Origin of the sequence: Salinimicrobium terrae DSM 17865 (assembly GCF_000424665.1) — a bacterium.
Classification (GTDB): Bacteria; Bacteroidota; Bacteroidia; order Flavobacteriales; family Flavobacteriaceae; genus Salinimicrobium; species Salinimicrobium terrae.
Map to the genome: position 1 here is coordinate 325,441 of NZ_AUKI01000020.1, position 15,442 is coordinate 340,882.

Sequence of the window (15,442 nt, forward strand, 5' to 3'; positions counted from 1 at the left end):
TTGTTTTTCAGTTAATTTAGCTCTTTTTAGGCACTTTAAAAAATCTGATGTCCGGGGGCGGTACGCTTCCCTTTCAAACCTGCGGTTTTTCTATCTTTGTTTTTATGCAAAAATTCATCAGCAGTCTGCAAAATTCCACGGTAAAAAAGCTTCTTCAACTACAGGAGAAAGCCAGGGCCCGCAAAAAAGAAAATGCTTTTACAGTAGAAGGGGTTCGGGAAATAGGTCTTGCGATCACAGGCGGCTATGAAGTGAAGGAGGTATATTTTACTTCGGAATTATTTCCTGCTGAAAAAGCGCAAAATCTTCTTTCTTCTGTTTCAGGACCTGTTGAACTCACTGAACTTTCTTCGGAAGTCTATGAGAAAATCGCTTACCGCGGAAGTACCGAAGGAGTAATTGCGATTGTAGCTGCTAAAGCGCTATCGCTAAAGAGTTTGATCATCGAAAACGAAAATCCGCTGATCCTGGTTGCCGAAGCCCCCGAAAAACCCGGAAATATCGGTGCCCTTTTACGCACTGCCGATGCCGCGGCGGTAGATGCGGTGCTGATTGCCAATCCAAGAACCGATATTTTTAATCCAAACATTATTCGCAGCAGTGTAGGCTGCGTCTTCACCAACAGGATCGCCACCGGCAGTACTTCAGAAGTTATTGCTTTTTTAAAGGAACATAAAATTGCCCTTTTTGGAGCCGCACTACAGGCCTCTGTTCCCTATCATACTGTTGATTTTACCGGTGCCAGCGCAATAATCGTAGGCACAGAAGCTACCGGTTTGAGTGAGGAATGGCTGCAGAACACCACCCAAAATATTATTATTCCTATGGAGGGAGAAATTGATTCCATGAATGTTTCGGTAGCTGCCGGTATCCTGATTTTTGAGGCGAAAAGGCAACGCCTGCGGCGCGATTCCGGGTTCAAAATTCAAAATTCAAAATTATAAAAGTTGCGGATTTTGGAGTTGCGGGTTGTGTTTTGCCATATCCCGCGGTCACCTCGAGCGGAGTCGAGAGGTTTTTGAATATTGGTTTAAAAATAATTTCTCCCATTCCCCACCCCGCTTTCAGGCACCCTTCCGGAGGAGGGGAGGGAAAAGAGAAGTCGCAGATTACTACTAGAGGATTAGTCATTTCCGAACAGAAATATTATCTTAAGATGTGGCTGGTAAGAAAACGAAAACATCATCTGAACAGTCCCCTCCCTCGGAGGGGTGGCCGCAGGCCGGGGTGGGAGAAAACATAAATATTCTCACTACCATCGAAACTTTTCCTATTAAGAGCATTAACAAACCTTATCTTCCTGCAGACAAGAACCTAAGGCTACGAGCAAGAGCTTTGCGTAAAATGGGTAATCTTCCAGAAATAGTCTTCTGGCAACAGGTCCATAAAAGGAAATTTTATAATATTGATTTTGACAGGCAGCGGGTAATTGGTAGATATATTGTCGACTTTTATGTTAAGGGACTAGGCTTAGTTATAGAAATAGACGGAGCAAGTCATAATGAGAAAATCCAATACGATGAACGTCGGGAGACATATTTTAAAAAATTAGGATTACAGGTGTGGAAAATAAGTTCCACTGAAATTATGATGGATGTTGAACGGGTAATGGAGAATTTAAAGAATTTCATCGTAGGGCATTATTCGTAACAAATGGCCCACCCCGCCTTTCAGGCACCCCTCCGGAGGAGGGGACATTTTCTGATAAAAATTGGGGTACGAATAGAATAGAGAAATTTTATCAATTCAGGAGCACATTCTTTGCCCTAAATAGACTTAGCACCAATCCTTATTCAAATTGGAATTTCAAAGAAGGAATTTCCTCTTCCCCACCCCGCCTTTCAGGCACCCCTCCGGAGGAGGGGACAATTTCCAATAAAAATTAAGGTACGAATAGAACATAGAAATTTTATTACTTCAGGAAGACATCTTAATCCTATATAGACTTAGCACTAATCCTTATTCAAATTGGCATTTCAAAGAAGGAATTTTCTCTTCCCCACCCCTCCCTTCAGGCACCCCTCCGAAGGAGGGGACACCTTTCGATATAACATAGAGCACGAACAGAAGAGAGAATTTTTTGGGAATTTGGTGCCTGGAATTTAAGTGCCTGGAATTTGGAATTTGATTTATATTAGCTCTTAAAACCAAAACCTTGACTGCAAGTACCCTGTTTTATATTATAGTTGGAATAATCCTGATCGATTTTCTTATAGAAAAGATTCTGGATGCATTGAATGCAAATCATTACAACGATCCTGTACCCGATTCCCTGCAGGATGTTTTTAATGAAGAAGAATATCAAAAATCTCAGCAGTATAAGAAAGCGAATTACAAATTCGGGATCGTTTCTTCCACCTTTTCCCTAATTGTACTGCTCCTGTTCCTGTTTCTCGACGGTTTTGACTATGTAGATAGCATCGCGAGGTCGGTTTCGGACAATGCCATCGTCATTGCTCTCATCTTCTTCGGGATCATCATGATTGGCAGTGACCTGTTGTCGTTGCCGTTCTCCTGGTACGATACCTTTGTGATCGAAGAAAAATTCGGCTTTAATAAAACAACATCAAAAACCTTCATTTTAGACAAACTAAAAGGCTGGGGGATGATGATCGTTCTTGGCGGGGGGATCCTGGCTCTTATCGTTTGGTTCTATCAATTTGCAGGGGATAGTTTCTGGTGGTACGCCTGGGTTCTGGTAGCAATTTTCAGTATATTTTTAAATATGTTCTATGCAAAGCTTATTGTTCCTTTATTTAACAAGCAAACTCCCTTACAGGAAGGATCTCTGCGTAACAAAATAGAGGCCTATGCTCATAAAGAAGGTTTTACTCTGGAGAAGATCTTTGTGATAGACGGCTCTAAAAGAAGCACCAAGGCCAATGCTTACTTTTCCGGCTTCGGAAATGAAAAAAGGGTGACACTCTATGATACTTTGATAAATGATCTTGAAGAAGAGGAGATTGTGGCAGTACTCGCGCATGAAGTGGGACACTATAAAAAGAATCACATTATCATTAACCTTATTATAAGTATCCTCACCACGGGACTGACTCTATGGATTCTTTCCCTCTTCGTGGGAAACCCACTACTTTCCGCAGCACTGGGCGTGGAACAGCCGGGCTTTCACATTGGACTTGTGGCTTTTGGAATTCTTTACAGCCCAATTTCAGAAATTACCGGGATCATCATGAATTATCTCTCCCGGAAGTTTGAATACCAGGCAGACAATTTCGCTAAAAACACCTATAGGGCACAACCTTTGATTACGGGATTGAAGAAGCTGTCAAAGAACAGTCTAAGCAATCTTACTCCGCATCCTGCATACGTATTTGTGCATTATTCTCACCCGCCGCTGTACAAACGTTTCAGGAACCTGCAGAAGTAATTAATTGCCTGTTTTCAATCTTAATTGTAATTTTAGATCATGATGACGGAAGCCGCTATAGAAAAAGAAAACAAGGAGATTGCCCAGCAGTATAAGAAATTGCTGCGCATTAGCTACCAAAACCTTTCCGAAGAAGATAAAAAGCTTATTCGGCAGGCTTTTGACGTAGCGGTTGATGCCCATAAGGACCAACGGAGAAAATCGGGGGAGGCTTATATCTTCCACCCTATTGCTGTTGCTAAAATAGTGGCTTCAGAAATTGGTCTCGATGCGACTTCTATTGCTGCTGCCCTGCTCCACGATGTGGTTGAGGATACCAGTTACACTCTTGAAGACATTCACAGGACTTTTGGAGAAACAGTGGCCAGAATTGTCGATGGCCTCACAAAGATCTCTCACCTGGAGCATGACAAAGATGTTTCCCTGCAGGCAGAGAACTTCAGGAAAATGCTGCTTACGCTTAACGACGATGTACGTGTGATCATCATCAAGATCGCCGACCGCCTGCACAACATGCAGACCATGGACTCCATGCGGACAGACAAGCAGGAGAAAATAGCTTCAGAAACACTTTATATCTACGCTCCCCTGGCCCACCGCATTGGACTCTACAATATAAAAACCGAACTTGAGGACATGGGGTTGAAATACACCGAACCTGAAGTTTACAATGAGATCCTGCAAAAGATCCGGGAAAGCAAAGAGGAACAGGATGCTTATATCGGGGAATTTAACCAGGTGATCAAAGACTCCCTTGACAGGGAGCAAATGCAGTACACCATTAAAGGAAGACCAAAATCCATCTATTCGATACGACGAAAGATGAAGAACCAGAACGTAAGTTTTGACGAGGTGTACGATAAATTTGCAGTAAGGATCATTTACAAATCTGATTCTGCCAATGAGAAATTCCTGGCCTGGAAGATCTATTCTATAGTGACAGATCATTTTAGACCTAATCCTACCCGCCTTCGCGACTGGATCTCCTCCCCTAAGTCTACAGGTTATGAAGCCTTGCATATTACGGTAATGGGGCCAAAAGGACGTTGGGTAGAAGTGCAGATACGCAGTGAACGCATGAATGAGATCGCAGAAAAAGGTTATGCCGCTCATTATAAATACAAAGAAGGTAACGGGGAAGACAGTTTGGAGGAATGGGTAAACAAACTTCAGGAGGCACTGGAGAATTCCGAGGTAAACGCTGTGGATTTTGTAGAGCAATTCAAGCTCAATTTATACTCAAAAGAGATCTTTGTATTTACGCCGCAAGGGGAATTAAAATCCCTCCCTAAGGGAGCTACCCCTTTAGATTTTGCTTTCAGCATACATACAGAAGTAGGATTACGAACCCGCGGGGCCAGAATTAACGGCAAACTTGTTCCTCTTAGTACCACCCTTCACAGTGGGGACCAGGTGGAGATCATTACTTCAGAAAAAGCAAAACCAAATTCAAACTGGCTGGATTATGCCACCACAGCCAGAGCCCGGGCAAAGATCAAGTCTTCTTTAAAGGAAGAAAAGAAAAATATTGCAGAAGAAGGAAAAGCAATCCTCACCAGAAAGCTACGGGCTCAAAAGATTCCGTTCAATGAAAAAACGGTGAATGAGCTTGTGATTTTCTTTAAACTGAAGACCAGTCTGGATCTATTTTACCGGGTTGGAGTTGGGATTATTGATAACCAGAAGTTAAAGGATTATGCCGCTTCCCGAAGCAATGCGTTGGTAAGCTTCTTTAAAAGCAAAATAAGGAAGACTCCCACTGTAGAAGATATCGACAGGGATGAAATCACTGCCAAATACGATCAACTGGTGTTTGGACGAGAGGAAGAAGTGCTGGATTATAAACTGGCCAACTGCTGTAATCCCATTCCGGGGGATAGTGTCTTTGGATTTATTACGGTAAGTGAAGGCATTAAGGTTCATAAAAAGGATTGCCCGAATGCTATCCAGTTACAGAGCAATTTCGCCTACAGGATCATACAGGCAAAATGGAAAGATTCTACCCAGGAAGAGTTCAAGGCTGTGATAAAATTAACGGGAATAGACAATATTGGACTTGTAAATGATGTAACCCGGGAGATCTCCAATAACATGAATGTCAACATCAAGAACATCAACTTTGACAGTAGTGACGGAATTTTCACCGGGAGGATCACCGTAGTGGTAAAAAACAACAGTATCCTAAAGAAATTAATGGAACACCTTAAAAAAATAAACGGTATAGATAAGGTCTCACGTGAATAATCTTATACCTTTGCACCCATAATTATGAGCAAGAAATCAGTCAGTAAGAACGACCAGGCAGTCGTAAAAAATGTTTTTACAAAGTACCTGGAAGAGAAGGGACATCGCAAAACTCCCGAGCGTTTTGCAATCCTGCAGGAGATCTACAATAGTGATGAACATTTTGACATTGAATCTCTGTACATAAAAATGAAAAACAAAAAATACAGGGTGAGTCGGGCTACCTTGTATAATACTATTGAACTTCTCCTGGAATGCGGACTTGTGCGCAAGCATCAATTCGGGAATAACCAGGCGCAGTATGAAAAATCATACTTTGACCGCAATCACGACCACATAATCTTGACCGATACCGGGGAAGTGATAGAGTTTTGTGATCCACGCATACAGTCGATCAAACAGACTATCGAAGAGGTCTTTAATATCGAAATCAGTACACATTCCTTATATTTTTACGGAAACAAAAAAACAACCGAATAACCTGAACTTTTATGGCAGTAGACTTACTTCTTGGATTACAATGGGGAGATGAAGGAAAAGGAAAAATTGTAGATGTATTTACCAAACAATATGATATCATCGCCCGCTTCCAGGGAGGTCCCAATGCCGGACATACCTTAGAATTTGATGGGCAGAAGCATGTGCTTCACACCATTCCCTCGGGCATCTTCCATGAAAAGGCAATAAATCTTGTGGGTAACGGCGTGGTAATAGACCCTGTGATCTTTAAGAGGGAGCTCGATAACCTAACAAAATCGGGGGTTGATTACACAAAGAAACTCATTATTTCCAGAAAGGCGCATTTAATCCTGCCTACGCACCGATTGCTGGACGCAGCAAGTGAAGCTTCAAAAGGAAAAGCAAAAATTGGTTCCACGCTTAAAGGAATTGGCCCTACGTATATGGACAAGACCGGCAGGAATGGAATTCGTGTGGGAGATCTTGAACTAAGCGACTGGAAAGAAAAATACCGCAATCTTGCCGATAAGCATGAAGCGATGATTAGCTTCTACAACGTAGATGTACAGTATAACCTGGGAGAATTGGAATCTGAATTCTTCAAAGCCATAGAAACGCTTAAATCACTTCAATTCATAGACAGTGAGGAGTATTTGTACCAGGCTCAGAAAAATGGAAAAACAATACTTGCAGAGGGAGCCCAGGGTTCTTTGCTGGACATAGACTTTGGAACCTATCCTTTCGTTACCTCCTCCAACACCACAGCAGCAGGAGCCTGTACGGGACTGGGTGTAGCGCCTAACCAGATTGGAGAAGTCTTCGGGATCTTTAAAGCTTACACCACCCGCGTTGGCAGTGGTCCCTTCCCTACCGAACTTTTTGACGAGGACGGAGAAACTATGGGACGCATTGGAAAAGAATTTGGAGCAACTACCGGAAGACCCCGCCGTTGTGGATGGCTTGACATGGTGGCCCTAAAATATGCCGTTCAGGTAAGTGGTGTCACGCAGCTTATCATGATGAAGGCTGATGTTTTGAGCGGGTTTGAAACTTTGAAGATCTGTACCGCCTATAATTATCGTGGCGAAGAGATCACTCACCTCCCATACAATATTGAACATGAGAATGTAACACCAATCTATACTCGTTTTAAAGGTTGGGATAAAGATCTTACTCAACTATCCTCTGCAGATGAACTGCCACAGGAACTGAAAGAATATATTTCTTTTATAGAAAAAGAACTGGAGATCCCTATTAAGATCGTTTCTGTAGGCCCGGACAGGCTACAGACCATCGAACTCTAAAGGGTTTTTAAACAACTTTTCCCGTAGGCTGTCTAAAAGCCAGATTTAGGTCAACCTGAACTTGTTTCAGGTTCTAATTGGTTCTGAAACCAGATCCATAAGATTCTGAAATAAATTCAGAATGACGTTTTAATAGCTTTTTAGACAGCCTTCTGCTTTTCTTTCCTATTTCCACACCTGGACAAAAAAAATTTCTGCAAATAGAATTTTATTTATTAACTTTGAATTACAAAGTACTTTTAAATGAAGAAAAAAGAAGAAGACTATATGCAGGACTTAAAGGAGATACGGGCCATTATGGAACGCTCCACAAAATTCCTTTCCCTTAGTGGTATTTCGGGAGTAATGGCTGGGCTTTATGCTTTGGTCGGGGCTTATTTCATCTTTGAAATTTTTGATAATCAGGAGGCGCTGATTTTAGGAATACCTTCAAGGGAGCAGATTTGGAATCTTCTTTTGACAGGCATCATAGTGCTTGTCCTGGCCATAGCGACAGCTGTGATCCTGTCCATCCATAAGGCGAGGAAGCGTGGGGAAAAGGTCTGGAATCCGGCGGCAAAAAGAATGCTGGTGAATATGGCTGTTCCCCTGTTGACCGGAGGAATTTTAGCACTTATACTTTTAGCTAAAGGGCTGGTAATGCTGCTGGCACCCGTAACACTTATTTTTTACGGTCTTGCTTTGTATAATGCGGGTAAATTTACCTACAGCGATGTGAAATATTTTGGTTTTATTCAATTGGTTCTGGGTTTAATGGCGGTTTATTTTACGCAGTACAGCCTCTTCTTTTGGGCTGCCGGTTTTGGTGTGATGCATATTATTTACGGGATCTATGTGAATTACAAATACGAAGGGTGAAAATATCTATAGATGGTTTGCATAAGGCGTTTGAGAGCAGGATAAGGCTCGGCATTATGTCAGCCCTGGCCGTTAATGATTCGCTGGATTTCTCTACCCTTAAGGATTTTCTTGAGGTGACCGACGGAAACCTGGCGAGTCACCTGAAGGCCCTGGAAAAGGAAGATTTTGTGACTGTAAAAAAGTCGTTTGTGGATCGAAAACCCAATACCAGGTATTCCATTACAAAGGAAGGACAAAAAGCTTTTGAAGAGCATCTTGCGGCGCTTGAAAAATTGATAAGATCACAGAAATAAAATTTTTTTGCTCTTATACTTTGAATTTCAAAGTACTTTTATAAAATATAATAACCATTAAATCTGAATATTATGGCACCAACTAAATTACATCAAAAACTGTTTACAGAAGCTTTAGTATGGAGGATGCTCACCGGCGCTCTTATTGGTTTTGTCTTCATCACGTTCTTCGTGATTGGAGTAGACAATCCCGATCATGAATGGCCGGAATACTGGAAGGCGAGACCAATGATAGTTGTTCCTATAACAGGAGCCATTGCCGGAGCCTTTTTTGATTTTATGCACCTGTTGCGCCGGCAGGGAGGAGCCCTAAAACTGCTGGGAATTATTCTTAGCCTTTTCGGATGTCTCATCATCCTGTGGCTGGGCAGCGTCTACGGTCTGGCCGGTACACTTTGGGACTAGTATTCCACACCTAAAATAAACGACATGAAAGACCAGATCCTCTCAAATCTCAATGATCCGCGACAGCTAGAAGAGTTGTACCGAAACAACAGAACTCCGTTTAAGCGGACCTTTAATTGATATAATGAGAAAAACCATTTTATATACCCTAATTCTTTTACTCTGCCTGGCCTGCAAAAACGACGCAGAGTTTGAAGCTGAAGATCCTTCAGAAGTAACTGAAACTACTTCCGCAGCCGAAAATGGCAGCATCTTCAGTCCTGAAAAATGGAAGACCAAAGATGGTTTCGATTATCCTCATAGAAACAGAATGCTGAAGGACCTGATGACCGACGAGGATTTTCGCAGCCTTAAAAGAAATGAGGTGCTGGATCTTTTGGGAGAACCAGACAGGATCGACACGAATTACCTGTTCTACAGGGTTGAACAAAAACGTCTTAGCCTGTGGCCTATTCATACGAAGACTATGGTTGTCAAGTTTACGCAAGACAGCCTGATTGAATGGATCAAGATCCACGAATAATTTACAAACTCTAATAAATAACCTAAACAATCATGATCATGAAAAACAAAAGAGTAACGGGTATTATGCTCACCGCAACATTTATTTTACTCCTGCCGTTAATTGCAATGCAATTCACCGCCGAAGTTGACTGGGACCTGTTTGATTTTATCATTATGGGTATCCTGCTTTACGGCACCGGCATTTGCATTGAACTTATGATGAGAAAAGTAAAAAGCAATGAAAAACGAGTGTTTTATGCGGCAGCAATTCTTGGCGTCCTCTTCCTTGTATGGGCAGAATTGGCCGTTGGGATATTTGGTACTCCCTTTGCCGGCAGTTAGTTTGATTCACTTTAAAAGAAGATCTTATGAAAAATTCACTTCAGTTATCTACTGTTGTTTCCTGGTTATTGGGATTGATCATCCTAACCCTCGGGGTTTTGAACCTGATTTTGATTCATCCTGTACCGGGCCTGATCTATATCCTGCTTTCCCTAATTTTCTTTCCACCGGTCGAAAAACTCTTTAGACACAGATTAGGGTTTTCAATTCCCTTTCCTATCCTGGTTGTGCTTGCTGTGATAATCTTCTGGTTTACTCTTGGGGTAAGCGACCTTGCTGAAATGTACGGACTGTAAAGACCTTGAGGTAACAAAAAATTGACAAGTAAAATCTGGTCAATGGCCGGTTTATTGCATAAAGGGAATTTGAAATACAATACAGCTATGGAATATTTTGTGAAGGAAAAGTCGGTCGTAAGGAAGATCTGGGGAAAGAGTGATACGATCCTTTTCATCTTTGCAGGCGCCTCTGCAGAATTTGCCCTGAACAAGGCTGTAGACTGGCTTTATTTCACGGGCCGACTTCCCGCCGATCCATTGGGGCGACTTTTTTCCACTGTGTCTTATGCACGTCAAATCGTATTCCTGCCACGGGAGGAAGCCCTGGCGGCCATACACAGAATCAATGCGGTTCATACAGACGTTGAAAACAAGCGCAGGAGCAAAATTCCGCAGTGGGCTTACCGGGACGTGCTGTACATGCTTATTGGATACTCCATTCGTGCCTATGAGTTACTGGAGCAAAAACTTACAGTAGCCGAAAAACAGGAAGTTTTCGACGTTTTTTATCGCGTAGGTCTCGGAATGGGAATAGAAGATTTGCCTGCTAATTATAAGGAATGGCTGCCAGATCGTGAAGCACACCTGGAGCGGGATCTTGAAAAAGGCAAATACAGTATTGACCTGTACAAGCAATACCGAAAACATCTCGGCCCCGTGCGATACTGGTTCCTATTGCAGGTTCAGGAGTTGGTTTGTCCACGCCGGGTTAAAGATTTGCTCGAAATTAAACCAAATCCTTTGATTCCTCCCGCTCTAGTTGCCTATAAAGCGAGTCGGAATTTAAAACTTGATCATCTTATAAAATCCCTTCTTCTTCCGTCAGATTATAAGGAGGAAATTAGGGAATTGGACAGGTTTGGAGAATTAAGCCGAAAAACTTCTAAAGCTTAAACTTTCTTCTCAACAAACAGGGATCCAAAAATGCCATTTTTGACGCCTATTTTTTTCTATTGTTCAAGGTGTGCAGCAGCTTGGAAATTATTCTGAAAAATCTTATTTTAAAAAGGATAAGCTTCAGAAATATTTCTGAAAATCAATTAAAATCAACTCCTTATGGCCAGGTCCCGTGTACAACTGAAGGAAAAATTGAAAAATGCCCTCTCCCGGGCAGAAGAGCTGTTTACTGAAAAAAGGATTAGCTTTAAAAAGCGGTTCGATCTCCTTGAGCCTTTAAAAATAATGCCTTTCCGTGGCTTTGGAAATGAAAATTACGTTTTTATCAAAGGTCGCGTGATGGAGGAGCAGAAAATTTCAGATCAACCCAAAGATCAGTCCGTCGCTGGCCATCTCAAAGATACTTTCAGGAGATATGAGACAGATGAAATCCCTCATATTAAAATTAAAGCTTCATTTAACGGAAAGAATATCAAAACAAAAACCGATTCAGAAGGGTATTTTGAAGTCGAGTTTAGGTTTGATGAACCCATTGATTACCGAAAAGCCGGGAAAAAAGTACAGCTTGAACTTCTGGAAACAAAATCTGAAGACGACTACAAGACGGCTGAAGGCCAGATCTTCGTGCCGGGAGAAAACCCAGAATTTGGTGTGATATCTGACATTGATGATACGATAATGATCTCCCGGATCAACCACTTTTTCGAAAAGCTGAAGTTAATGCTGTTGCAGGACGCATCGGACAGGACACCTTTTCCCGGGATTGGTGCTTTTCTCCACGCTTTAAAACTGGGACGTGACGGAAAGGGAAATAATCCTGTTTTTTATGTTTCGGGAAGCGAGTGGAATCTTTATGATCTCCTGGTGAATTTCATGGAGTATCACGACATTCCCGCAGGACCTTTACTGCTAAAGGACAAAGGCTCGGGTTTAGATAAGGGGAAACTGGAAACAGGAGACGAGCAATACAAACAGCAAAAGATAAAACACATCCTGGACACCTATCCCGAGCAAAAATTTATTTGCATTGGTGACAGCGGCCAGGAGGACGCCGAGATCTACCAAAGGATCGAGCAACAATATCCAAACCGGCTTTTGGCAATTTATATTAGAGACGTCACAAAAGATAAACGCGACCGGGAGATAAAACAAATAAAAGGAAAGGTGGAAGAAGGAGATACAGAAATGAAACTCCTTGAGGAAACATTCTCTGCCGCGCGACACGCACTGGGAATGGGTTGGATCAATAAAGACCAGCTCGATTCCATTAGGAAAAGTTGTGAAGAGGATGCCAAAGACTAAAATATTGAATGTTGGACATCAATTTTGATTTGGGGATACAATGTAGGATAAGCTTTACCTTATACTTTTTCCTGTGAGCCAATTATAGTTTTGTTATAATTAACTTCAGCAGGGTTTGGAATATTTCAGGATTTGATCAAGCTTCTGTGCTTTCAGAAGCAGGAAAAAACGCACTTTTTCCGAAGCTGTTTTAGATTATATTTATCTAAAAATCAGCAATATGAAAAAAGTCAGCCTCACTCCATTCCTTGACGGGAATGAGTGGCAAATAGCTATACGCTTCGAATTCCATTCCGAAATTAAGGCTGTGCTTAAAGAGCAAAAAAATGTAAAGTGGTCCTCTACCCAATCCTGTTACTACACAGGTAATTCGGAAGAAAACAAGCACCTACTCTACACGAGTTTAAGGGCCAACAACATCAATATTGATGATAATGCTTTGCAAAATCTTAATTTCCCACAGAAGGAAAGGTCACGACCAACCCCACAGTTCAGCCGGGGTCAAAAGAAAATCCTGCATGAATACGTGGCTTACTTACGTGGACAGCGACTTAGTGCCAGCAGTGTAAGGACTTATTATAATTTTATCCTGAAGCTGGTAGACTTCATTGGTGAAAAACCTGTTTCTGAACTTATCCACAGGGATATTGAGCTTTTTATTGAGCAGCGTATTGCTTCAGAAAACTATGCGCTTAGCACTCACAGGCAATGTATTAGTGCTATCAAACATTTCCTGGAGCTTTATGATTGCGGGAGTATTGAACCTAATGATATGAAGCGACCTAAAAAGAGCAGATACTTACCTACTGTGTTATCGAAAGAAGAAGTGATTTCCCTGTTGCGGGCCACCCGAAACCTGAAGCACCGGGCTATCCTGGCGATGATCTACTCGGGCGGCTTACGAATTGGGGAACTCCTGGAGTTAAAACTTGCCAGAATCGACATTCTACGGCGGCAAATCATGATCAAGAATTCCAAAGGACGCAAGGACCGCGTGGTAGTTTTGGCTGAAAGTATGCTGCCGTTGCTGAATAATTATCTTACCACCTACACCCCGCAAATATATTTTGCCGAAGGCCAGGGCGGTGGAGTGTACAGTGCCCAAAGCATTCGCGCCTTTCTACAGGAATCCTGCCGGCGCGCAGGGATCAATAAGAAAATCACCCCACACACATTGAGGCATTCTTATGCCACGCACATGCTTGAGAATGGAATAGACCTGCGTTATATCCAGGAGTTGCTTGGGCATTCTAAACCTGAAACTACGATGATCTACACCCATGTCTCCCGCAAAGACATTTTAAAGATAGAGAGCCCATTGGATGTCACCGTTAAGGAGATGATGCATTCTGATAAAAGTCATGAAAACATGTTGTTATCCCGCAAATTTAACAGATAAAAAACTATATTCGTTTTGATATAACCAGTTACCAAAAATGCCGCTGACAAACGAAACGTGATAATAAAAAATCTAATTTACATTCTTGGATTAATTCTGTTGTTCATTACAATGCTATTTCAAGTATTTAGCACGAATGATAATTCACTAAAATTGATTTATTCAGCTTTTGGTTTAGTTTTTATGGTTTTAATATTTCTCTCTTATAAACATAAAAAGCCATTTTAAAATTGGATACTGATAGAAATTTAGCCGATCTCTAAAATGTCTTTTTTTGGTAGTAAGAAAAATTGAATTTTAAATGGTAAAATAGGAACGGACTTCTCACTCAGGCGGAAAAAAAAGAAGAGCTGAAAATATCATTTTTGAGAGGTAAGAAAATCTAAGTTTTAGAAAGAAAGAAATACAGCGGACTTTCTCACTCAAGCGGAGAAAAACCGGACGTGAAAAAGCCTTTTTTGAGAGGTAATAAAATTTAAACTTTAAAAGCATAACCCGCGGATTTAAAAGCGAAGCGGCTCACTCGGGCGGGCGGCACATTTGGTAACAACGTATAAAAACAAAGAACTGAGTTAAAAAACAAGGTTCTCTAAGCTAATTTCGAAACAAAATTTTCCTGGTAAGGCAAACCTGATTTTGCAATTGCAAATGCCTGCTTGAGTAATTTATTACATACAGCGATTAGAGCCAGTTTTTTACTTTTCCCTTTTGCTATAATTCTTTCATAGATCTCCCTGCAGGCTTTGTTGTGTTTACTAGCTGAAAAACTGCACATAAACAAAAGGTTTCTGAGCTTTGTATTGCCTATTTTGGTTATTCGGCTTCGACCCCTCACGCTGCTTCCTGATTGGCGTAGTGTAGGAGTAATTCCGGTGTAGCTACAGAGTTGGCTGGCGTTTTCAAAGTTGGAAAAACCATCAGTCAAAACGATTAACATAATAGCAGTTTTTTTGCCTAAACCCGGAATGCTTTTAAGTAGAGTTAACTGTTTCTGTTGTTCTTCTTTAACGATCTCCAATAGGCGGTCCTCTAGGATCTGGATTTCTTTCTGCACGGCTTTTAGAGAGCGGTTTAAAGAATGATATACTGTTTTAGATGGTTTTCCCAGGGTTTTCTCTCCATGCAGCTTATTCTTGATAGCTGTGCTTTGTTTTAAGTAAGTATCGATCAGGCGCAGGAGCTGTAGGCATTCTGCCTGGTTCTTGTCTCTTGCAGTATATAATGGAACCTCATTTACCGTGGCATATTCACAGATAGCTTTAGCATCAGATTTATCTGTTTTTACCTTAGATAATTTCATTTGAATAAATCTCTTAACTGACAGCGGATTTACAACGGAGACCATTACACCTTGTTCATAAAGGAATTGAGCCAGCCGGTAGTGATAATACCCTGTAGCCTCCATTACAACTAAGGCATCACCAGGAAGTGCTTTCTGAAAAGCTTTGAATCCCTTAGCATCATTCTTGAACTGAGAATGATTTCCTTTAGAGTCCACAACATCAAATACATTCTTACTGATGTCTACTCCATAAATTTGGTTACATTTATTCATAGATACTTGATTTGGAAAGGACGCCTACTTTGCTTTCAACATCTTAAAAACGAGATCAAAGTCTCATAGAACTGAACGAAATTGAAGTAGAAAAGAGAGGGGGTTTTCAATGTTTACGGATTTAATATTCCTATGCTTAACATAACCTTACTCCTCTCTTTTGTTCTTTCTGATTAGTTAGTAAAAGTTAAGAAATCAAACTTAAGATGCT

General features: G+C 41.4%; 16 protein-coding genes. 15 read left to right on the top strand and 1 reads right to left on the bottom strand.

Annotated elements, in window-relative coordinates; all coding sequences use genetic code 11:
* Positions 1-104: 104 nt before the first annotated feature.
* The 15 genes from H148_RS0110690 to H148_RS0110770 all read left to right on the top strand — a co-directional run bounded on the left by H148_RS0110690 (position 105) and on the right by H148_RS0110770 (position 13,676).
* Positions 105-944, top strand: coding sequence for a TrmH family RNA methyltransferase (locus tag H148_RS0110690; protein ID WP_029034797.1), 840 nt, complete (start codon positions 105-107; stop codon positions 942-944).
* Positions 945-1,158: 214 nt separating this feature from the next.
* The gene (locus tag H148_RS18745) at positions 1,159-1,650 is read left to right on the top strand and encodes an endonuclease domain-containing protein (protein WP_211222988.1); all 492 of its coding nucleotides are present in this window, start codon (positions 1,159-1,161) and stop codon (positions 1,648-1,650) included.
* A 505-nt stretch (positions 1,651-2,155) separates the two neighbouring features.
* Positions 2,156-3,388: a M48 family metallopeptidase gene (locus tag H148_RS0110710; protein ID WP_029034800.1), complete on the top strand. Its 1,233-nt coding sequence runs from the start codon at positions 2,156-2,158 to the stop codon at positions 3,386-3,388.
* A gap of 42 nt (positions 3,389-3,430) precedes the next feature.
* Positions 3,431-5,632, top strand: a complete 2,202-nt coding sequence (locus H148_RS0110715) for a RelA/SpoT family protein (protein WP_029034801.1) — start codon at positions 3,431-3,433, stop codon at positions 5,630-5,632.
* A gap of 24 nt (positions 5,633-5,656) precedes the next feature.
* On the top strand, positions 5,657-6,112 hold the full coding sequence (locus H148_RS0110720; protein WP_029034802.1) for a Fur family transcriptional regulator: 456 nt from the start codon (positions 5,657-5,659) through the stop codon (positions 6,110-6,112).
* Between the two features lie 11 nt (positions 6,113-6,123).
* Positions 6,124-7,395, top strand: a complete 1,272-nt coding sequence (locus tag H148_RS0110725; protein WP_029034803.1) for an adenylosuccinate synthase — start codon at positions 6,124-6,126, stop codon at positions 7,393-7,395.
* Positions 7,396-7,638: 243 nt separating this feature from the next.
* Positions 7,639-8,253 (top strand): hypothetical protein, encoded by a 615-nt coding sequence (locus H148_RS0110730; RefSeq protein ID WP_029034804.1) that lies wholly within the window; start codon positions 7,639-7,641, stop codon positions 8,251-8,253.
* Positions 8,250-8,549: a winged helix-turn-helix domain-containing protein gene (locus H148_RS0110735; RefSeq protein WP_029034805.1), complete on the top strand. Its 300-nt coding sequence runs from the start codon at positions 8,250-8,252 to the stop codon at positions 8,547-8,549. Before H148_RS0110730 ends, H148_RS0110735 begins: the two co-directional genes overlap by 4 nt.
* A gap of 72 nt (positions 8,550-8,621) precedes the next feature.
* Positions 8,622-8,954, top strand: a complete 333-nt coding sequence (locus tag H148_RS0110740; protein ID WP_037325032.1) for a hypothetical protein — start codon at positions 8,622-8,624, stop codon at positions 8,952-8,954.
* 124 nt (positions 8,955-9,078) lie between these two features.
* Entirely contained in the window at positions 9,079-9,477 is a 399-nt protein-coding gene (locus H148_RS0110745; protein WP_029034807.1) for a hypothetical protein, read from the top strand.
* Positions 9,478-9,515: 38 nt separating this feature from the next.
* Entirely contained in the window at positions 9,516-9,800 is a 285-nt protein-coding gene (locus H148_RS0110750; protein ID WP_037325068.1) for a hypothetical protein, read from the top strand.
* A gap of 26 nt (positions 9,801-9,826) precedes the next feature.
* Positions 9,827-10,096 (top strand): hypothetical protein, encoded by a 270-nt coding sequence (locus tag H148_RS0110755; protein ID WP_029034809.1) that lies wholly within the window; start codon positions 9,827-9,829, stop codon positions 10,094-10,096.
* Positions 10,097-10,138: 42 nt separating this feature from the next.
* Positions 10,139-10,972 carry an oxygenase MpaB family protein gene (locus H148_RS17710; protein WP_245583419.1) on the top strand — a complete coding sequence of 278 codons (834 nt, stop codon included), beginning with the start codon at positions 10,139-10,141 and terminating at the stop codon, positions 10,970-10,972.
* Positions 10,973-11,134: 162 nt separating this feature from the next.
* Positions 11,135-12,277 (top strand): App1 family protein phosphatidate phosphatase, encoded by a 1,143-nt coding sequence (locus tag H148_RS17715; protein ID WP_051286380.1) that lies wholly within the window; start codon positions 11,135-11,137, stop codon positions 12,275-12,277.
* 220 nt (positions 12,278-12,497) lie between these two features.
* Positions 12,498-13,676, top strand: a complete 1,179-nt coding sequence (locus H148_RS0110770; protein WP_037325034.1) for a tyrosine-type recombinase/integrase — start codon at positions 12,498-12,500, stop codon at positions 13,674-13,676.
* Between the two features lie 589 nt (positions 13,677-14,265).
* On the opposite strand, the gene H148_RS0110780 is transcribed toward H148_RS0110770, so the two are convergent.
* Entirely contained in the window at positions 14,266-15,231 is a 966-nt protein-coding gene (locus tag H148_RS0110780; RefSeq protein ID WP_029034523.1) for an IS110 family RNA-guided transposase, read from the bottom strand.
* Positions 15,232-15,442: the final 211 nt, after the last annotated feature.